The organism is Erythrobacter aurantius, from assembly GCF_023823125.1.
GTDB classification, from domain to species: domain Bacteria; phylum Pseudomonadota; class Alphaproteobacteria; order Sphingomonadales; family Sphingomonadaceae; genus Erythrobacter; species Erythrobacter aurantius.
In genome coordinates this window covers 31,398-49,102 of sequence record NZ_CP090949.1, presented here as the reverse complement: position 1 = coordinate 49,102, position 17,705 = coordinate 31,398, and the positions used below count along the sequence as shown (strand labels likewise).

Annotated in this window: 20 protein-coding genes; 11 read left to right on the top strand and 9 right to left on the bottom strand. The window is 59.4% G+C overall.

Features of this window, described 5'->3' with window-relative positions; genetic code table 11:
• Positions 1 to 112 precede the first annotated feature (112 nt).
• Positions 113 to 2,074, top strand: a complete 1,962-nt coding sequence (ftsH, locus tag L1K66_RS00260; protein WP_252258949.1) for an ATP-dependent zinc metalloprotease FtsH — start codon at positions 113 to 115, stop codon at positions 2,072 to 2,074.
• 66 nt (positions 2,075 to 2,140) lie between these two features.
• Here ftsH and L1K66_RS00255 read toward each other — a convergent pair whose 3' ends face one another.
• From L1K66_RS00255 to rpoZ, 3 genes are all read right to left on the bottom strand, one after another.
• Positions 2,141 to 3,223 (bottom strand): DUF3667 domain-containing protein, encoded by a 1,083-nt coding sequence (locus L1K66_RS00255; protein WP_252258948.1) that lies wholly within the window; start codon positions 3,221 to 3,223, stop codon positions 2,141 to 2,143.
• A 76-nt stretch (positions 3,224 to 3,299) separates the two neighbouring features.
• Complete coding sequence (locus tag L1K66_RS00250) at positions 3,300 to 4,034, bottom strand: ParA family protein (protein WP_252258946.1); 735 nt, start codon at positions 4,032 to 4,034, stop codon at positions 3,300 to 3,302.
• A gap of 245 nt (positions 4,035 to 4,279) precedes the next feature.
• Positions 4,280 to 4,624, bottom strand: coding sequence for a DNA-directed RNA polymerase subunit omega (gene rpoZ, locus L1K66_RS00245; protein ID WP_252258945.1), 345 nt, complete (start codon positions 4,622 to 4,624; stop codon positions 4,280 to 4,282).
• Positions 4,625 to 4,734: 110 nt separating this feature from the next.
• On the opposite strand from rpoZ, the gene L1K66_RS00240 reads away from it, so the two are divergent.
• Complete coding sequence (locus L1K66_RS00240; RefSeq protein ID WP_252258943.1) at positions 4,735 to 5,241, top strand: phospholipase D-like domain-containing protein; 507 nt, start codon at positions 4,735 to 4,737, stop codon at positions 5,239 to 5,241.
• Between the two features lie 150 nt (positions 5,242 to 5,391).
• A complete protein-coding gene (locus L1K66_RS00235) occupies positions 5,392 to 5,961 on the top strand; it encodes a phospholipase D-like domain-containing protein (RefSeq protein ID WP_256471473.1) in 570 nt (189 codons plus the stop codon).
• 18 nt (positions 5,962 to 5,979) lie between these two features.
• On the opposite strand, the gene L1K66_RS00230 is transcribed toward L1K66_RS00235, so the two are convergent.
• On the bottom strand, positions 5,980 to 7,494 hold the full coding sequence (locus tag L1K66_RS00230; RefSeq protein WP_252258941.1) for a replicative DNA helicase: 1,515 nt from the start codon (positions 7,492 to 7,494) through the stop codon (positions 5,980 to 5,982).
• A gap of 136 nt (positions 7,495 to 7,630) precedes the next feature.
• On the opposite strand from L1K66_RS00230, the gene L1K66_RS00225 reads away from it, so the two are divergent.
• Genes L1K66_RS00225 through L1K66_RS00215 form a run of 3 tightly spaced genes read left to right on the top strand, consistent with a single transcriptional unit; the run spans position 7,631 to position 9,304 of the window.
• Positions 7,631 to 8,149 (top strand): UPF0262 family protein, encoded by a 519-nt coding sequence (locus L1K66_RS00225; RefSeq protein WP_252258939.1) that lies wholly within the window; start codon positions 7,631 to 7,633, stop codon positions 8,147 to 8,149.
• 43 nt (positions 8,150 to 8,192) lie between these two features.
• A complete protein-coding gene (locus L1K66_RS00220) occupies positions 8,193 to 8,876 on the top strand; it encodes a glycoside hydrolase family 25 protein (RefSeq protein ID WP_252258938.1) in 684 nt (227 codons plus the stop codon).
• Positions 8,855 to 9,304 (top strand): cytidine deaminase, encoded by a 450-nt coding sequence (locus L1K66_RS00215; RefSeq protein WP_407931961.1) that lies wholly within the window; start codon positions 8,855 to 8,857, stop codon positions 9,302 to 9,304. Before L1K66_RS00220 ends, L1K66_RS00215 begins: the two co-directional genes overlap by 22 nt.
• Here the strand turns inward: L1K66_RS00215 and L1K66_RS00210 are convergent.
• The 3 genes from L1K66_RS00210 to L1K66_RS00200 all read right to left on the bottom strand — a co-directional run bounded on the left by L1K66_RS00210 (position 9,301) and on the right by L1K66_RS00200 (position 11,830).
• Entirely contained in the window at positions 9,301 to 9,996 is a 696-nt protein-coding gene (locus L1K66_RS00210) for a DUF4197 domain-containing protein (protein ID WP_252258936.1), read from the bottom strand. The two genes, L1K66_RS00215 and L1K66_RS00210, sit on opposite strands and share 4 nt — an antisense overlap.
• A 64-nt stretch (positions 9,997 to 10,060) precedes the next feature.
• Positions 10,061 to 11,194: a M14 family metallopeptidase gene (locus L1K66_RS00205; RefSeq protein ID WP_252258935.1), complete on the bottom strand. Its 1,134-nt coding sequence runs from the start codon at positions 11,192 to 11,194 to the stop codon at positions 10,061 to 10,063.
• A gap of 3 nt (positions 11,195 to 11,197) precedes the next feature.
• Positions 11,198 to 11,830, bottom strand: a complete 633-nt coding sequence (locus tag L1K66_RS00200; RefSeq protein WP_252258933.1) for a hypothetical protein — start codon at positions 11,828 to 11,830, stop codon at positions 11,198 to 11,200.
• Between the two features lie 112 nt (positions 11,831 to 11,942).
• Between L1K66_RS00200 and galE the strand changes: the two genes are divergently transcribed.
• From galE to L1K66_RS00185, 3 genes are all read left to right on the top strand, one after another.
• A complete protein-coding gene (gene galE / locus L1K66_RS00195; protein ID WP_252258931.1) occupies positions 11,943 to 12,956 on the top strand; it encodes a UDP-glucose 4-epimerase GalE in 1,014 nt (337 codons plus the stop codon).
• A gap of 88 nt (positions 12,957 to 13,044) precedes the next feature.
• The gene (gene ykgO / locus L1K66_RS00190) at positions 13,045 to 13,170 is read left to right on the top strand and encodes a type B 50S ribosomal protein L36 (protein WP_007165381.1); all 126 of its coding nucleotides are present in this window, start codon (positions 13,045 to 13,047) and stop codon (positions 13,168 to 13,170) included.
• A 106-nt stretch (positions 13,171 to 13,276) separates the two neighbouring features.
• The gene (locus L1K66_RS00185; protein ID WP_252258929.1) at positions 13,277 to 13,885 is read left to right on the top strand and encodes an HAD family hydrolase; all 609 of its coding nucleotides are present in this window, start codon (positions 13,277 to 13,279) and stop codon (positions 13,883 to 13,885) included.
• A gap of 127 nt (positions 13,886 to 14,012) precedes the next feature.
• Here L1K66_RS00185 and L1K66_RS00180 read toward each other — a convergent pair whose 3' ends face one another.
• Positions 14,013 to 14,354: a CC_3452 family protein gene (locus L1K66_RS00180; RefSeq protein ID WP_252258927.1), complete on the bottom strand. Its 342-nt coding sequence runs from the start codon at positions 14,352 to 14,354 to the stop codon at positions 14,013 to 14,015.
• A gap of 210 nt (positions 14,355 to 14,564) precedes the next feature.
• On the opposite strand from L1K66_RS00180, the gene L1K66_RS00175 reads away from it, so the two are divergent.
• Both L1K66_RS00175 and recQ read left to right on the top strand, forming a co-directional pair.
• Entirely contained in the window at positions 14,565 to 15,119 is a 555-nt protein-coding gene (locus L1K66_RS00175) for a winged helix-turn-helix transcriptional regulator (protein ID WP_252258926.1), read from the top strand.
• Positions 15,120 to 15,169: 50 nt separating this feature from the next.
• Positions 15,170 to 16,951, top strand: coding sequence for a DNA helicase RecQ (gene recQ / locus L1K66_RS00170; protein WP_252258924.1), 1,782 nt, complete (start codon positions 15,170 to 15,172; stop codon positions 16,949 to 16,951).
• A 2-nt stretch (positions 16,952 to 16,953) separates the two neighbouring features.
• On the opposite strand, the gene L1K66_RS00165 is transcribed toward recQ, so the two are convergent.
• Complete coding sequence (locus L1K66_RS00165) at positions 16,954 to 17,667, bottom strand: Crp/Fnr family transcriptional regulator (RefSeq protein ID WP_252258922.1); 714 nt, start codon at positions 17,665 to 17,667, stop codon at positions 16,954 to 16,956.
• Positions 17,668 to 17,705: the final 38 nt, after the last annotated feature.

The window sequence follows — 17,705 nt, the reverse complement described above, 5'->3', positions numbered from 1 at the left end:
TCGATTATTCGCATCACGCTGTTCGAAAATTAGCACCTTGCGCGCAGGTGCGCATTATCTTGCCATTCAGCGGCGCAATCCTACATTGTTCGCTGAGAAAGGAATCCGACGCATGAGCGATCAGAACGACCCCAACCAGCAGCCTCCCGAAGGGCAAAACCCTTGGGTCAAGCAATTGATGATCTGGGGCGGGGTATTCCTCGCACTGCTTCTGGTGGTTTCGATGTTCGGCGGCGCGGGCCAGACACCCGGTACGCAGATCCAGTATTCCGATTTTCGCGATCAGGTTGCTGCTGGCAGTGTGAAGAGCGTGCAAATCGGTGACGATCTGATCACGGGCACCATGAACAATGGCGATTCCTTCAGCACAGTTCCGGTTCCGAACGATACCCAGCTTGCCAGCCTTTTGGAAGAAAACGGCGTGCAGTTCACGGGTAAGGAACGCGAACAGCAGAACATCTTCCTGATCCTGCTGGTGCAATCCCTGCCGTTCATCCTGATCCTCGGCATCGCATTCTTTGCGCTGCGTCAGGTGCAAAAAGGCGGTGGCGGCGGTGCAATGGGCTTTGGCAAGTCCAAGGCGAAATTGCTGACCGAGCGTCAGGGGCGCGTGACCTTTGACGATGTCGCCGGGATCGACGAAGCCCGTGAGGAGCTGGAGGAGATTGTCGAATTTCTGAAGGACCCGCAGCGGTTCTCCAAGCTTGGCGGCCAGATTCCCAAGGGAGCGCTGTTGGTGGGCTCGCCAGGTACCGGCAAGACCTTGCTTGCCCGCGCCATCGCGGGTGAGGCAGGCGTGCCTTTCTTCACGATTTCAGGCTCCGATTTCGTCGAAATGTTCGTGGGCGTCGGTGCCAGCCGCGTTCGCGACATGTTTGAGCAGGCCAAGAAGAACAGCCCGTGCATCGTCTTCATCGATGAAATCGATGCTGTTGGCCGTTCGCGCGGTCACGGCCTCGGCAATTCGAACGACGAGCGCGAGCAGACGCTGAACCAGCTGCTGGTTGAAATGGACGGTTTCGAGGCGAACGAAGGCATCATCATCATCGCCGCGACCAACCGGCCCGACGTGCTTGATCCCGCACTGCTGCGTCCGGGCCGTTTCGACCGTCAAGTCGTGGTTCCGATCCCCGATATCGACGGGCGCGAGAAGATCCTCGGCGTGCACATGAAGAAGGTGCCGCTGGCTCCTGACGTGAACCCGCGCACAATCGCCCGCGGCACGCCCGGTTTCTCGGGTGCCGATCTGGCGAACCTCGTCAACGAAGCTGCGCTTCTCGCCGCGCGCCGCAACAAGCGGCTGGTGGCGATGCAGGAGTTCGAGGACGCTAAAGACAAGGTCATGATGGGCGCGGAACGGCGCAGCATGGTCATGACCGAAGACGAGAAGAAGATGACCGCTTATCACGAGGCAGGTCACGCGCTCGTCAGCATCAACGAACCTGCGTCGGACCCGATCCACAAGGCGACGATCATCCCGCGCGGCCGTGCGCTGGGAATGGTGATGCGCCTGCCGGAACGGGACAGCTACTCCTATCACCGTGACAAGATGCATGCGAACCTTGCGGTGGCTATGGGTGGCCGCGTGGCAGAGGATATCATCTTCGGACACGACAAGGTGTCGAGTGGTGCTTCGGGTGATATCCAGTACGCGACCAGCCTTGCACGCAACATGGTGACCAAATGGGGCATGAGCGAAAAGCTCGGCCCGCTCCAGTACGAAGACAGTCAGGAAGGCTATCTCGGCATGGGTCAGACCATGCGCACCATGGCGGGGGCGGAAACAAACAAATTGATCGATGCCGAGATCAAGCGACTGGTTGAAGAGGGCCTCAAGCGCGCCACCGACATCCTGACTGCACAGGAGGACAAGCTCCATCTGCTTGCCCAGGCATTGCTTGAGTACGAGACGCTGACCGGTGACGAAATCAACCAGCTGATGGAAAACGGCAAGATTGATCGCCCGGATCAACCGCGCGGTAACGTGGCTGTGCAGCCGACCAAGGGCTCCGCTATTCCCAAGGCGGGCAAGCGCTTCGGCAATAAGGGTGGCGAAGCACCCCAAGGGGCCTGAACGCCTTCATAGGAAAATCGGACGGGCGCGCGGAGATGATCCGCGCGCCCGTTTCCGTTGCTAGGTCTAGAACGCCCCGATCAGCAGCAGCGCCTGCAGGAACAGGATCAGCACGATCCAGATGAAAAAGCTCAGGACCATCAGCCGCCAGAACGCGGAGAAGCGGCTGAGATCATAGGCTCCACGCAATTGCTTGTAGACGTGGATGGGCGGCACAAGCACAAGCAGCAAGGCAACAAGCCCTCCAACATCCGGTATCATCGCAAGGAGCGATGCCGTGATGAACAGCAGCGACATGAATGACAGGGAGTAGGTCACGAAAATGGCGTGGTCATACGCCTTGAACCGACGCTTCCATGCAAACACAAGCCAGACAAAGGGGATCGACAGCGGGATTAGCAACCAGCTGAATTTGTACCCATTCGCTTGCAGTTTGTAGAGCATCAGGCCGGGATTATCCCGCCATTTCTTCAGTATACCCTGATCCAGCGATTCAATTCCGGTCAGGTTGACCTTGAGATCGCGCAGGTCGAAGCCTGCCGTCGCATCTTCTTCCGCCGAAGTTCCAGCAGCAACCGTTTGCGATTGTGTCCGGGCAAGGATCGCATTGGCTGTCTCCAGGTCATTCTCAAGCCTGACACGCTGGGCATCACCCTCGGGCAGCTTGGCAATCTCCGCTTCCGACGCCTGCACCTGCGTCTCGGCTCGACCTCGCAAGTCAGCTGCCGCGTCGTCGAAGTTAAGATCGGTCGGCGTAGTGAGCCCGATCATCTGGAAGACGGCGAACATGGCGAACACGCTGAACAGGAACATCGCCATCGGGCTTACGAATTTGGCGCGTTCCCCCTCGATGTAACGGCGCGTCAGCTTGCCGGGTCTGAAGACAAGCAATGGGAGCGTCAGCCAGAACTTTCCATCCAGATGCAGCACGCCGTGGATCAGATCATGAAAGATTGCCGAAAGGGTGCGGTGTACGTGGGTCTTCTGTCCGCAATTCTGGCAGAAGGAGCCGAGCGGTTGGGCGCCGCAATTCCGGCAAGCATCTGCTTCGCCTCCATCAAGCCCGCTCTTGCCGTGGTTCGGTTCGATAGCGCGCCCGGTCAACGCCCCTTCGATTACTCCGCCAATGCCTTCGGCAACATCGCTCATGCGTGCAGGCCCCCGTCGCTGTGCCTCAAAAGCTGCAACGCACTATAGGCTCGGCTCGGCAAAAGCCAATGCGTGCCTATTTGCTCTTGGCCAGCTTCCGCTCGATCGCGGTCCACAATTGCGCAAAGGCGCGCGCTGCCGGGGACCGGGGGGCAAAGGCACCCACGGGTTGCCGCTCGACTGCGCATTGTTCGATGGCGCTGGCAAGGGGGACAATCGGCCACTTGGGGTTTGCCTCCCGCGCTTCGCGATGGAGATTGCGCCGCATGTCCACCATCGACATGACCGGCAAGATTGGAGGATGACCGGTGCCTGCACCGCGCACTTCCTCGACGACTTGATCAAGCGCGCGCGAGGAAAGCGGTGAAGGAGGAAGAGGCACGATCACCAGATCGGCAGCGCGCATCACCTGGCCGCTGATTTCGTTCAAGACCGGCGGGCAATCGAAGATGATGCGATCATATTCCTTCCCCAGCTGCTCCGTCAGCTTTGCCAGGCGTTTCTTCTTGCCTATTCTGTCGAACTGACGGTCGAGCGTCCGGATACTTTCGTCCGCGGGCAGCAAATGGAGATGGTCGAAAGCGGTCTTCTGGATGAGTCTGGCAGGATCATTGTGCCGGTCGAATACGCTTTCGGCCGCACGCTTCTTCTTGGGGTCTATCCCGAGCAGGAAACCCGAACCATTCGATGCGTCCAGATCCCACAGCAAAGTCTCACGCCGGGAAATGTTCGCGGCGCACCACGCAAGGTTAACCGCGAAGGTGGTTTTGCCGACGCCTCCCTTGACGCTATAGACTGCGATCGATGGCATGATTTTGTTAGATTACCTTTCGAACGGGCTCTGGCTTAAAACACAACCAGAATATTACGGTTCTGTTACGTCTGCGGTGTTGCGCGCCGGGCGTTGCAAGACAAGCATTTGCTCTTCAGCGTCAGAATAGTGTCATGCGACCAAGCGCAATCCTAGTGTCTACATGGTTCAAACGAAAAAGGCCGCCATTTCTGGCGGCCTTTTCAAAACGGGACGGTTTGCTTCCCGCAGTATGGAGACTGCAATCAGCCGTCGTAATCGGAACCGATCGAAGTCGATCGTGCCGGAGCGCTCGCAGTGATACGGAGCGCCTCGGCCGACTGGCTGAGCGAACCGATTTCATCCGCGTCGTCTTCGTCATCCGGCAGGATCTTCTGCAGGCCGGTTACCAGCGATTCGTGCAGGTCCTTGGGGCGGATCGTCTGTTCAGCGATCTCGCGCAGGGCCACAACCGGGTTCTTGTCGCGATCGCGATCAATCGTCAGTTCGCCACCGCCCGAGATTTCCCGCGCACGCTGGGCTGCGAGCAGCACCAGATCGAACCGGTTCGGAACCTTGTCGACGCAATCTTCAACGGTAACGCGTGCCATTCACGGCCTCTTTCACGAATAGGTTTTCTGAGAAGGCGCAGCACCTAGGGATGAGGGCGATGAGAGTCAAGAAATTGCGCAATGCGTTACCTTGGCGCTAATGCAATCCCATGCCCAAATCCGATCCAACCGGCGCAAAGCCCGACCATGGCCTTGAACGCTGGAAAGGCGGTTCCGATGCACCGGGTGGTTTCGAGGATGCGAAACCGTTTGAAGTCAGCGTGGCAGGCCACAGGATCGCCATTTTCCCAGCCGGAGCAGACCGGCTCGCGGCGTTGCTGGACGCGATCGATCATGCAGAGGTTTCGCTCTACGGCTTCTTCTACCTGTTTCAGGCAGATGAGGCCGGAGAGACTGTTCGTGCCGCGCTGATTGCCGCAGCGCGCAGGGGTGTTGCGGTTCACCTGATCGTTGATGCTTTCGGGAGCGATGCACCAGATACTTTCTTTGCGCCGCTGATCGAGGCCGGTGCCCGGTTCGACCGGTTTTCAGCCCGGTGGAACGTCCGTTTCCTGATCCGCAACCATCAGAAATTCCTGATTCTCGATGGCCAAAGCGTGATCACGGGCGGGTTCAACATCTCCGATCACTATTTCAAGCCGCCCGAGGAAAACTGATGGTGCGATCTGGGAGCGCAGATCGAAGGGCCGCTGGCCGGTCGTTTTTCAGAATGGTTCTCACAGCTCGAACGCTGGATTTCAAAACCCGATTCCCAGTTTCGGGCGATCCGGCAACTGGTCCGCGAATGGGAACCCGATGAAGGGCCAATGCAGTTGATCCTTGGCGGTCCGACCTTTGCCAACAGCCGCTGGGCGCGACGACTTAAGCGCGATTTGGCGAATGGCAGCAGACTGGACCTGGTTATGGCCTATTTCTCGCCCCCCAGAAGCTTTCGGCAGCTCATTCAAAGCTTGTCCCGGCGAGGTGAGGCACGCCTGATCATGGCGGGCAAGACCGATAACGGGGCAACGATCGGCGCCTCGCGCTCGCTGTATTCAGCCCTGATCGGATCGGGAGCCCGCATTGCCGAATTCCAACCCTGCAAGCTTCACATGAAGCTGCTGGTTGTTGACGACATCACCTATATCGGCAGCGCCAACATGGACATGCGTTCCGTCCGGCTGAATCTTGAATTGATGGTGCGGATCGAAGGCGCGGAACTGGCAAGCCAGATGCGCCAGTTGATCGATCATCTCGAAGCGCACAGCGAACCGGTAACCGCAGACTGGTTCAATCAAAAGGCTGGCTGGTTCAATCGGCTGCGCTGGAATGCGAGCTTTTGGCTCGTTTATGCGCTCGACTACACAGTTACGCGGCGACTTAACCTAGGGCAGTGATGCTCGCCGGGCAGTCTCCTATTCCACACCCCAGCTCGAATAATCGCGGGTGTTGGGTGACGAGAATTTGGTGATCTCGCTCTGGAAGTGCAGCGGCACATTGCCGGTCGAACCGTGGCGCTGCTTGGCAACGATCAGCGTCGCCTTGTTCTTTACCTCAAGGTATTCGGCTTCCCATTGGCTATACTTCTCCTGCACTTCGACCGAGCTTGAACCGTCGGGATTGGGCATGTCGGGTCGCGACGCTTCTTTGTAATAGTCGGCGCGGTAGATGAACCAGACCATGTCGGCATCCTGCTCAATCGAGCCCGATTCCCTGAGGTCGGAAAGCATCGGGCGTTTGTCGTCCCGCTGCTCCACCGCGCGGCTCAGCTGCGACAGCGCGATAACTGGTACGCTCAGTTCTTTGGCCAAGGTCTTGAGACCCCGGCTGATTTCCGAAATCTCGTTCACCCGGTTGTCGTTCGCACGCCCCGAGCCCTGCAACAGTTGCAGATAGTCGATTACGATAAGGCCGATGTCATGCCGACGCTTTAACCGCCGCGCCCGCGTCCGCAGTGCGCCGATCGTAAGGGCGGGCGTGTCATCGATATAGAGCGGGAGTTCGGCAAGGCGCTGACTGGCAAAGCTGAGTTTCTGGAAATCGTCGCGGCTCAATGAACCGCTGCGCAGTGCTTCGGACGAAACCTCGGATTGCTCTGCCAGAATACGGGTCGCCAACTGGTCCGCGCTCATTTCGAGGCTGAAGAAGGCTGTCGGCGCTCCGTAATTGTGTTCGCCCCCGTCACGCTGCCACTTCAGATGCTCCTCGGCACAGTTGAACGCGATATTGGTGGCAAGTGATGTCTTGCCCATCCCGGGGCGCCCGGCGAGGATGATGAGGTCGGAATCGTGGAGGCCTGCGGTTTTCTGGTCGATGGTTTCAAGACCAGTGGTCTTGCCCGACAATCCGCCGCCTGAATTCATCGCGGCTTCGACCATCCTGATCGCCTTGAGCGATGCATCGCGGAAGGTGGATGCTTCGCCCCCCGTCGCTGCGCCTTCGGCCACGCGGTAGAGATCCGCCTCGGCCTGGCTGATGCGGTCCATCGGATTGGTTTCTTCCGATGTGTCGAGCGCGCCTTCGACCAGTCCCCGTCCTACGCTCACCAACTCGCGCAACAGGGCGAGGTCATAAATCTGCTGTGCCAGCTCACGTGGCGCGAGCAGCCCAGCGCCGTTTGCCGTCAATTGTGCAAGATACTTTGTTCCACCAAGTTCCTTGAGCGCCTCGTCCGCTTCGAAATGCGGGCGCAATGTAACCGGCGAAGCCGTCGCATTGCGCTCGATCATCTTGAGGATGCGATCGAAGATGCGTTCATGCAGTGGCTCAAAGAAGTGTTCGGGTCGAATCGGCGTCTGCAATTCTTCCAGCACCCGGTTATCGATCAGCACCGCTCCCAGAAATGCCGCCTCTGCTTCCAGATTGGAGGGTAGTTTACGGGCGGTGTCGGATTCCGATTCGATGCGGTGCAGGGGGGTGGGTTCGGCCATGCCGACCTGATGCGCCCGAGGCTCTGATCGGGCAAGCGCTACATGCGACTATTTTGAAACGCCCGCTTGTGGATAGCGGGGATTGCGACTCGTAATGCTTGAAGTCTGACCCTCGCATCTGCGAAGGCTGGCAGTGATGGAAAACTGGCCACCCGATTCAGCAAACGTGCCTGCCGGCGCGCATCGCATTGCGCACATATCGCTCGACGAAGAGACGATTCTGTGGCGCAACGCCGATGTTGAGCAGGAACGCCGCGTGGCGATCTACGATCTGATCGAGGAAAACACCTTCAAGCCGGTCCGTAGTGCCGAGCGCGGAGCCAAGGGGCCGTATCGGCTGCGATTGTCTGTTCAGGACGGCCGGCTGGCAATGGAAATCTCCGACAAGGATGAACAGCCGCTCGAAACCTTGCTGATCGGCCTTGCCCGCTTTCGTCGCCCGATCCGTGAATATTTCGCGATTTGCGACAGCTATTATCAAGCCATCCGAAAGGCGACACCGGCAGAGATTGAGACAATCGACATGGCCCGGCGCGGCATCCACAACAATGCAGCCGAACTGCTTGTCGAACGGCTCGAAGGGAAGGTTGAAACCGATTTCGCTACGGCCCGGCGACTGTTCACGCTGATCTGCGTGCTCCACATCAAGGGATAGGCGGGCGATGATGGCGCGGGCGCGCAAGACAAGGGGCGGCGGAATGTCCCGCTGGCTTTTTCGCGGGGGCGCACTGATCGCTCTTATCGCGATAGGCTTTGCGGCCTGGCTCTGGTGGGACATGCGAAGCTGGCGGCCCGATGAGGGGCTTTATCCCGAACAGGGCGCCATGATCGTCAGCGGAGCGGCGCCCGTCCGGTTCGAGACGTTGCGTGCGATCGGAGCTGAATTTGTCTATCTCGAACTGGCCAGCGCAAGCGCTTCGCCCGACCCGGGATTTGCGCCGAGACTGGCCAAGGCACGAGAAGCCGGATTGAAAGTCGGCGTCGTCCAGCCATTCGATCCTTGCATCAAGGCGGATGAACAATCGTCGCGCTTCACCCGAATGGTGCCGCGCGATGATGATCTGTTGCCTCCAGCGGTTGCCTTGCTGCGCACCGCGGTCGATTGCCAGCCGGCTGTTAGTGATGCCGCTGTCGAGAGTGAGCTTATGATCGCGGTCAACCAGATCGAATTGCATGCGGGGAAACCCGTGATCCTCAAACTGGGCCCGGCATTCGAAGAGCAATACCATACGGCGCGCTCGACTGCTCGTGATCTCTGGCTGGTTCGCGATCGCGCACGGCCTGATTACGCCGGTCGTCCCTGGCTGCTATGGAGTGCCAACAGCCAATTGGTGAGCGAAGCGTCGGAGGAGCCGATCGAATGGGTGGTGGTGCAAAGATGAGCGTTTCGCATGAATCTCGCCAGCAATTGATCGCCGAGGCCCGGCATGCGGCAGCAGCGGCCTATGCCCCCTATTCCGATTATCAGGTGGGGGCGGCACTGCTGTTTGAGGATGGTGCTATCGTCACGGGCGCCAATGTCGAGAACGCAAGCTACGGGCTCGCGCTGTGCGCTGAAACCAACGCTGTTTCCAAGGCGATGAACCAAGGGCGGCGTGGCGGTCTGATTGCGGTCGCCGTGGTGGGTCCTCGGGACAAGGGCGACGGATCACCCATCACGCCCTGCGGTCGCTGTCGTCAGGTCTTGAACGAGCTTGCCCAGCTTGGTGGGACCGATCCTGAAATCCTCTGTGTCGGCAATGATGAGGTGCGAAGCGTCACATTGTCAGCCCTTCTACCTTATGCTTTCGGGCCCGCACACCTCGATTAGTTTCGGAGCAAGTTGCCCAGCCCACGCAACGGGTTCTTGCGGAAATTTCGCTCCTCTGCACCGATGTAGGAGAATATCCCGTCGAGCCCCTGTTCTGTTACCGAGGCATTGATGTTCTCGCGGTTCAACCCTGCATCGCGCAATAGCGAGTTCTTGTTCGCAATCCCCTCAATCCGCTCGTGAAGGCCCGCTTTGGTTAGCGCGGCGTCGACCAGCGGATTGAATTCCGCCGAAAGACGATCATTCGAGGAACGGCGCAAATATTGCGTTCCGCCATCGGCTTCGCGGATTATGCCGGGGGCATCGCCAAAAGAAAGGCCGTTGATCGCATCGCGGAAGATCGGCTTTGCCAGACCCGCTGCTTCGCCAGCCGCATCATTGATTCCGCGAATGATGTCATCGATTCCCGGCAGGCCGCCCAACCGCGAAGCCGCGCCAAGTGCGCGCCCGAGGAATCCTCCTGAGCTGCCGCCTGACCCGAGGTTGCCCAGCATCGGCAGGCCGATGCGCACGTCTTCGTCATTGTAGAAGGCACCCGGCTGCGCCAGTCGATCAAGTGCACTGTCCGTAGCCCGGCCAAGGATTGATCCCAGGTTCAGTCCTTGCGCAAAGGCAGGTGCAGGTGAAACGGCAACAAGGCCGGCTGCCCCCAGTCCGGCAAGCGCCGTGCGGCGATCAAACGAGTGTGACATTGGCAACCTCCCTCTGCTTTCAGGCGGTTGTAGCACGAAAACAGCGCGATTGCCCGTTCCGATCCTATTCTGTGTCGAGCCACTCGAGCAGGGCAGCCAGACAATCGCGGGCAAGCAGCTTGCAGCGTTCCGGCGACCAGCCCTGTTCCGGCTCGGGCGCGTCAGCCAGATCCTTATAGGGCATTTCGAGGGTCATGGCGCAGGCGCCGAAGCGTTCGGCGACCTGATTGGTACTCATGCCCAGATTAGCCTTGCCCGCCGGTGTCTTGGGATAGCCCAGCTTCGTCTGGAAATCGGGTGTGCGCCGATCCAGGATGCGTTGGTAGCTATAGAACTGCTCGCCGAGATCGTCGGTCCAACTCGGGATGCCCTCATATCCGGCAAGAAACACCGCCGGGATCGCTTCGTCCGCGTGAACATCCATGGCGAAGTCGACTCCGGTTTCGTCCATGCTATTGCGGATGGCGAGGACTTCGGGTGATTTTTCGGGATTCGGGTTGGCCCATTCGCGGTTGAGATTGGTGCCCACGGCATTGGTGCGCAAATGGCCGCGACGTGAACCGTCCGGATTGCAATTGGGGACGATGTGAAGTCGGCAACGCTGGCGCAGAGCGCGGGCCACGGGATCTGCCGGATCAGTCAGGCACTCGAGTGCGCCCTCCATCCACCATTCTGCCTGCGTCTCGCCCGGATGCTGCCGCGCATAAAGCCAGACCTGAGTTTCACCTTCGCCCATTTCCAGCATGTCGAGCGGTTGACCGTCGAGCGTTGTGCCAAGGCGGACAAGCTCTACCCCCTCGCTTGCAGCGGCTTCGGATACGAGATCGTGATGCCGCTCCATCGAATAGGGCGCGAAATAGGCGAACCATGCGACATTGCCCGCAGGCGTGTAGCGGATCGTCAATGTTCCATTTTCTTCGCCAGCGTCGAAGCTGCTGGCGGCGCGCGTCCAGTATTCGCGATCTTCGGTGACGCAGGCATCGTAATCGGGCCAGCCGCCCGGATAGGCACTCGCGTTCAGCCCGGTGATCTTGAGTTCGACCGCTTCGCCCTGGGCGCCTGTGACGCGGAAATGGAACCATTGCGCAAACTCGCTCATGTGGTCGCGCGTTATGGCCAGGCGGGCGGTGTTGCCGTCAATGGACAAGACTTCGATGTTGCCGCTGTCGAAGGCGGCATCGATGGCGATTTGGGTCATGATTTATTCCTGAAGTTCGTCCACGTCGATGATGACGGTTTCGCCATTGCCACCCGGAAAGTCCTTGAACAAGGCAGCGGCGAGGGTTTGAGCACTCGCCTCCACATCGGAATAGGGTGACTTTACGGAGGTGGCCTGCTGAGCGCGGCCTTCCCAGAGGCTGTTTCCGTCCGGCCCGCTTATACGCACAGACAGTTCAGTTGTTACATTGGGTCCGTTCTGCCCCCCGCCAAGATTGATCCCGATACCCAGTCCCGCGCCAGTTCCGAAAGTGCCGGTGCTGCCTCCGACACCGACGCTGACCGGGCCACGGCTGCTGGCAGCGGCCAGTGCATTTCTGCTTGTCCGAATGCTTGCGACCTGATCGGCTTGTGCCGAACCATCCAGCACGACCCGATAGCCAAGCTCGCTCAGTTCATCGGCAACCGCCGCTGCGATCGCATTGCGAGCGCGCTGGTTCTGTATGGCATCGGGAAATTCGATCGTGATCGTCCCTTGTCCTAACGCACTGCGCTGCTCGCTGACGAACCGTGTTACTTCGACCGGGCCAGTAAAGGCACCGACACAGCCGGACAAAATGGCGGCAGACGCGGCGATCAGGGCATTTCTGGCCAGGTGGCGAGTGTTGAGCATCATGGTCATCCTCTTTGATTGTCCTGTACCTGAAACCATTGCCGCTGTGCAAAAAACTCGGCGAAAGCTGTCTGATTTTCACGCTTTTGCAGGTGAATGCTGGTAAGCGCGCTGCATGTCTCAAACAGTCAAACCTTCCGTTCTGGTTACCGGCGGTGCCGGATATATCGGCAGCCACGCCGTTCTGGCCCTGCGTGATGCGGGATGGCCGGTCGCGGTGATCGACAATCTGACCACAGGATTTCGCTTCGCCGTTCCCGAGAGCGTGCCGCTTTATGAGGGCGACATCGAAGACGCCGGATTGCTGGAGCGGATATTCTCCGAACAGGGTACGCGCGCAATCATGCATTTTGCCGGTTCGATAGTGGTGCCCGAAAGCGTCGAGAACCCGCTCAAATATTATCATAACAACACGGCAAAGAGCCGTGCTTTGATTGAAGCAGCGGTCTCATCTGGAGTGCCGCATTTCATTTTCTCATCGACTGCAGCGACCTACGGCATTCCTACCGTGGCAGCGGTAACCGAGGACACGCCCACAGTTCCGATCAACCCATATGGCTGGTCGAAACTGATGACCGAGCGGATGCTGGCCGATACTTCTTTTGCGCACTCGCTCAATTATTGCGTGCTGCGGTATTTCAACGTTGCCGGTGCTGATCCGCAGAAGAGAACCGGACAATCGACTGCAGGGGCGACCCACTTGATCAAGGTCGCGCTGGAGGCGGCACTGGGTAAACGCGATTCGGTGAGCGTGTTCGGTACGGATTACGATACGCCTGATGGCACCGGGGTGCGCGATTACATCCATGTCAGTGATCTGGCGGCCGCCCATGTGCTGGCGCTCGAGGCGCTTATTGACCAACCGCAGCGGTCATTGACGATGAACTGTGGCTATGGTCGTGGCTTTTCGGTGCTTGAGGTGCTTGATGCCGTCGATCGGGTGACGAATCGCACGATCGAGCGGCGGATGGAGCCGCGCCGCCCGGGGGATCCGGCTTCGCTGATATCTGACCCGTCTTGCATCCGCGCCACCGTGCCGTGGCGGCCGCAGCATGATGATTTAGACACAATTATCGCCCATGCGCTGGCATGGGAACGCAAACTCTCCGAAATCCGAGGAGATGGTTGACGAAAACGGCAATCGCCCATATGTGGCGGTTCGAAATTCCGCGCGCCGGACCGAATCCGGCGCGCTTTGTTTTTGAAAGAGCAGTCCGATGAAAATCCGCAACAGCCTTAAGTCGCTGAAGAACCGCCACCGCGATTGCCGCGTGATTCGTCGCCGCGGGCGCACCTATGTCATCAACAAGACCAATCGTCGCTTCAAGGCTCGCCAGGGCTAATTGAACCGGTTGGCCGATCACCTTCGAGGTGACGGACGAAATGCAAGCGGCCCGCCTCCAGCCCGGAGCGCGGGCCGCAGCCATTTAGGACCAGGGGTTGATGGAAATGCGCAAGGCGGTGGTGTTCGATGTGGGGCGGGTGCTGTTTGAATGGCAACTGCGAGCGTTGTTCGAGAAGCTTATCGACGATGCGGTCGAGCTGGATTGGTTTCTCGCCAATGTCGTGACCGAGGAATGGCATTTCGAACATGATAGGGGGCGTGCGCTCGCAGATATGGTGCCGGAACGCATCACGCTTTATCCGCAATATGAAGCGCATATTCGCGCTTATGCAACGCGTTTCAATGAAACCGTGCCGGGGCCGGTTGAAGGGACGCACGATCTCGTCCGGCGGCTTCATGCGCAAGGCGTACCACTGTTCTGCCTGACCAATTTCGGTGACGAGTTTTGGGCGAGTTTCCGGCCGACGCAGCCGATCTTCGACCTGTTCGACGACGTGATTGTTTCAGGTACGGAGAAGGTCGCGAAACCCGATCCGGAGATATACCGCATCACCGAAGGACGCGCGGCGCGTAAAGGCGCGGAGCTCTTCTTCACCGATGATAATCCTGCAAACATCGAGGCTGCGCGCAGCCGGGGGTGGGATGCGCATCTGTTTACCGATGCGGAAACACTCGAAGCTCAGCTGGTCGATGCGGGGTTGCTGAACGGTTGACGGAAAAACCCCCGGTGCGCTTCGTTGGGGATGCGCCGCACCGGGGGTCTGATTTTCGCCTTTGTGGAGAGTTCAGGCGATCGGGGTCGGGCCTAGAGGGGAACGGTCGGCCCGAAGGAGAGCGTTCTTACTTGCCGTTGCAGCGAGCGAGCTGGTCGTCAGCGATCTCTTCGCCTTCGACCTTGAAGGCGGTGATTTCGCCCATTTCGCGAGCAAGGCCGCGGCAAATGCGCGAGGGACGCGACGGGCCCTTGTTCGCGACGCAAGTCGTGCCTTCACAGGCCCATGCCACGCCACCTGCAACCGCACGGTTTTCGTCAGTCGGTTGGGCAAGCGTTGCAACATAATAGGGGCCTTCGGCAGCCGAAAGCGGAGTGGTCGAAGTGGCAACTCCAAAGCTGAGGCCGGTGTAAAGCAGCGCGGTGGCGAATACGGCAAAGCGTCCGGTCCGGGGGAGGGAGAGGGTCATCACAATGAATCCTTCTGAACGGGGTTGAGTGGGCTTTTCTGGTTCTTTTTGTGCAACGCACAGTTTCGATTCGAAACCAGTTGCGAATCACTACCTATGTGATTAGGTTTCAGGTTGCAACTAGAAACTGAAATTTTTTCACGCCCATTCTCAACATGGTTTTGCGATTGGCGTCGAACCCGCTAGAAAGGTTGCGGGGAAAGGACTGATATGGGCGAATTGAGAGAACCTCTGCGCGAGCTGATCGATTGCGGTCTGCCTCAAGCGCTTGAAGTGATGGGCGAACGTTGGTCGTTCATGATCTTGCGAGCCAGCTTCAACGGATTGAAGCATTTCGAGGAATTCCTCACCGAACTCGGCATCGCCCGCAACATTCTCTCGAACAGACTGGCCAAGTTGGTCGAACACGGCATCCTCAAGCGCGAACCCTGCGCCGATGATCGACGCAAGATCGAATACCGCCTGACGGACAAGGGATTCGACCTGCTGCCCGCGATGATCGCACTGCGGCAATGGGGGCAAAAGCACGGTTCGGAGTTCGTAGTCGAGGATCCGGTCTTGGTGGATGGACTTGATCGTCTGCCGATCGGGCCTGTGTCGATCCTCTCGCATGATGGCCGAATCCTCAATCACACCGATCTCAACATGATCCGTCGGGACGATGTCGGGAAACGGCTGGACGGGACTGTGGCAACTCTCGGCCCTGCGCTTGATCGCGGCAGCGTGGTCGATATGGAGACCGCAAGGAAGGCGGCTGCCAGCTGATGCTGTCGCCGCGGATGTGATATCCGCGCTCACCCGAAACGAGTCCGGCGATGCGGCCTGCACATGGCGGCGATCTGCATGATATTCTGCGCGCGACCTTCGGCTTCAGCGGCTTTCGCGGCACGCAGGAGGCGGTTGTCTCCCGCGTCATGGCGGGTGAACACACGCTCGCCTTGATGCCGACCGGGGCAGGCAAGTCGTTGTGCTATCAGCTTCCCGCTCTTGCCCGCGATGGCACCGCTATCGTCATTTCTCCGTTGATCGCGCTGATGCATGATCAGATCCGCGCGGCCCAGGCGGTCGGGATCAAGGCCGCGTCGATGACATCGGCAGACAGCGATCTGGCGCAGACCGCTCAAAGCCTTCGGCGAGGCGAGCTCGATCTGCTCTATGTAGCGCCTGAACGGGCAACGACTTCCAGTTTCCAAAGCCTGCTGGCTGATGCCCGCATCGCCCTTTTTGCGATAGACGAGGCGCATTGCGTCTCCGAATGGGGCCACGATTTCCGCCCCGATTATCGCGGGCTCCGCCCGATGCTCGATCGCTATCCTGCGATTCCTCGATTGGCGCTGACTGCGACAGCTGACGAGGTCACTCGCGGTGATATCCTCAAGCAATTGGGCATCCCGAGCGAAGGGCTGATCAGAGCCGGTTTCGACCGCCCGAATATCCGCTATTCGATTTCGCCGCGCAACAATGGCCCCAGCCAGATCGCCGAGATTATTCGGCAGACGCCGGGCGCTGGCATCGTTTATGCACCAAGCCGCAAGGCGACAGAAGATCTCGCTCAGAAGCTGGAGGCTACGGGTCGTCCCGTTGCTGCCTATCATGCCGGCCTTCCGCCTGAGCGCCGCGCCGCGACACAGGCGGAATTCGTGGCTTCGGAAGACATGGTGATGGTTGCGACGATCGCCTTCGGCATGGGGATCGACAAGCCTGATGTGCGTTTCGTCATCCATGCTGGCCTGCCGAAGTCGATCGAGGCCTATTATCAGGAAACCGGACGCGCGGGCCGCGATGGCGATCCGGCTCAGGCGCACCTGTTCTGGAGTGCGTCCGATTTCGCGCGCGCGCGGCAGTGGCTGGCAGATGTCGACACGGCGCGATTGCCGAGCGAGCAGGCAAGGTTGAATGCGCTCGCCAATCTTGTGGAGTGCGCGGGTTGCAGGCGTGCGATCCTTCTGCGTCATTTTGGCGAAGACCCGGCAGCAACATGCGACAATTGCGACAACTGCCTCAATCCGCCCAAAGTGCTGGATGCGACCGAGGTGGCCCAAAAGCTGCTGTCGGCGGTCTATCGGACGGGTCAGAGCTTCGGCGTCGGCCACATAGAGAAAGTACTGCTGGGGCGCGACGATGATCGCGTGCGCCAGCGGGGTCATGACCAGCTGTCTGTCTTCGGCATCGTAGGCGACGAAGACGCCGCACTGCTAAGGCCGGTAACCCGGCACCTAACCGCACACGAAATGTTGGTGACCACCGAGCATGGTGGGCTGGCGCTTGGGCCACAGGCGCGGTCGGTGCTCAAAGGCGAACGCAGCGTGCTGGTGGCTGAACCGCCCAAGAAAACCCGCAAGCGCCGGGGCGGTTCGGTAGCCAATCCGGTTGGCGATCCCTTGTTCGAGGCGCTCCGTGAACGCCGGGCAAGCCTCGCAAAGGAAAACGGCATTCCCGCCTACATCATCTTCCATGACAGCGTTCTTCGCGCCATGGCCAGCGACCGGCCACATACAATTGCGCAATTGGGCCAATTGCAGGGAGTGGGGGAGAAGAAGCTGGACACCTGGGGCGATGCCTTCCTTCAGGTGATCCGCGACTTTGAACAGGCTTGAGCCTATTCTGCGGCCTCTAGCAATTCGACAGTTTCGCGGTCGGGAGGAAGGGCGTCGTCCGGGCGATAGCTGGCGGTGAGTTTCTTCGCGAGATCGCGGGTAAGCAGGGCATTGAGCGCATTTCCCAGCGCAGGACGTTGCCTCCCCAATTTGCGCAAGGCATCGGCATCCCATTCGACATAGGTGACACCCTCGGGCGCAACCGAAGTCGTGGTGGTCTTGCGGTTGAGAACAAAGCCGACCTCACCCACGAAATTGCCTTCGGGCAGGCGGAAACGATGGCCGCGCTTTTCGACCGAGATGATCCCATCGAAGACATAGAAGAGCGCGCCAGAGGGCTCATCCTCGCGGGTCAGTACTGTCCCGTTAGGGTCATCGGCGCGGCGCCAGTGCGCTAGCTTCAGGATGCGCCGGAACTGGCCAGGCGTCAGCGTTTCGAACGCATCGAAGAGCCGTTTTTCATCATCGGATAGACGCAGCGTGGTGCGTTCGAGCGCGATCTGACCCAGCACCCAGAAATTCACGGCCACCATCAGCAGGCTGGTCACAATGGCCTCCCACAGAGGTCCGCCGTCGACTGCGTAGTAGTAGGCGATGTATACGAAGGTTGAGACGATGATCAGCGTGCGCAACCGCAATTCGTCGCGGATGGCATAGGCCAGCAGCATCAGGCCGGCACCAAGATAAATCAGCCATGCGGGATCCAGGAAAGGCATCCTCACACCTTATCCGCCGCAATGCCGAGCTGTCACGC

What these genes read in the sequence shown, in the direction of transcription:
- ftsH (WP_252258949.1), top strand. Translation starts at nt 113, where the DNA reads ATGAGCGATCAGAACGACCCCAACCAGCAGCCTCCCGAAGGGCAAAAC.
- L1K66_RS00255 (WP_252258948.1), bottom strand. Translation starts at nt 3,223, where the DNA reads ATGAGCGATGTTGCCGAAGGCATTGGCGGAGTAATCGAAGGGGCGTTG.
- L1K66_RS00250 (WP_252258946.1), bottom strand. Translation starts at nt 4,034, where the DNA reads ATGCCATCGATCGCAGTCTATAGCGTCAAGGGAGGCGTCGGCAAAACC.
- rpoZ (WP_252258945.1), bottom strand. Translation starts at nt 4,624, where the DNA reads ATGGCACGCGTTACCGTTGAAGATTGCGTCGACAAGGTTCCGAACCGG.
- L1K66_RS00240 (WP_252258943.1), top strand. Translation starts at nt 4,735, where the DNA reads ATGCCCAAATCCGATCCAACCGGCGCAAAGCCCGACCATGGCCTTGAA.
- L1K66_RS00235 (WP_256471473.1), top strand. Translation starts at nt 5,392, where the DNA reads ATGCAGTTGATCCTTGGCGGTCCGACCTTTGCCAACAGCCGCTGGGCG.
- L1K66_RS00230 (WP_252258941.1), bottom strand. Translation starts at nt 7,494, where the DNA reads ATGGCCGAACCCACCCCCCTGCACCGCATCGAATCGGAATCCGACACC.
- L1K66_RS00225 (WP_252258939.1), top strand. Translation starts at nt 7,631, where the DNA reads ATGGAAAACTGGCCACCCGATTCAGCAAACGTGCCTGCCGGCGCGCAT.
- L1K66_RS00220 (WP_252258938.1), top strand. Translation starts at nt 8,193, where the DNA reads ATGTCCCGCTGGCTTTTTCGCGGGGGCGCACTGATCGCTCTTATCGCG.
- L1K66_RS00215 (WP_407931961.1), top strand. Translation starts at nt 8,855, where the DNA reads ATGGGTGGTGGTGCAAAGATGAGCGTTTCGCATGAATCTCGCCAGCAA.
- L1K66_RS00210 (WP_252258936.1), bottom strand. Translation starts at nt 9,996, where the DNA reads ATGTCACACTCGTTTGATCGCCGCACGGCGCTTGCCGGACTGGGGGCA.
- L1K66_RS00205 (WP_252258935.1), bottom strand. Translation starts at nt 11,194, where the DNA reads ATGACCCAAATCGCCATCGATGCCGCCTTCGACAGCGGCAACATCGAA.
- L1K66_RS00200 (WP_252258933.1), bottom strand. Translation starts at nt 11,830, where the DNA reads ATGATGCTCAACACTCGCCACCTGGCCAGAAATGCCCTGATCGCCGCG.
- galE (WP_252258931.1), top strand. Translation starts at nt 11,943, where the DNA reads ATGTCTCAAACAGTCAAACCTTCCGTTCTGGTTACCGGCGGTGCCGGA.
- ykgO (WP_007165381.1), top strand. Translation starts at nt 13,045, where the DNA reads ATGAAAATCCGCAACAGCCTTAAGTCGCTGAAGAACCGCCACCGCGAT.
- L1K66_RS00185 (WP_252258929.1), top strand. Translation starts at nt 13,277, where the DNA reads ATGCGCAAGGCGGTGGTGTTCGATGTGGGGCGGGTGCTGTTTGAATGG.
- L1K66_RS00180 (WP_252258927.1), bottom strand. Translation starts at nt 14,354, where the DNA reads ATGACCCTCTCCCTCCCCCGGACCGGACGCTTTGCCGTATTCGCCACC.
- L1K66_RS00175 (WP_252258926.1), top strand. Translation starts at nt 14,565, where the DNA reads ATGGGCGAATTGAGAGAACCTCTGCGCGAGCTGATCGATTGCGGTCTG.
- recQ (WP_252258924.1), top strand. Translation starts at nt 15,170, where the DNA reads ATGCGGCCTGCACATGGCGGCGATCTGCATGATATTCTGCGCGCGACC.
- L1K66_RS00165 (WP_252258922.1), bottom strand. Translation starts at nt 17,667, where the DNA reads ATGCCTTTCCTGGATCCCGCATGGCTGATTTATCTTGGTGCCGGCCTG.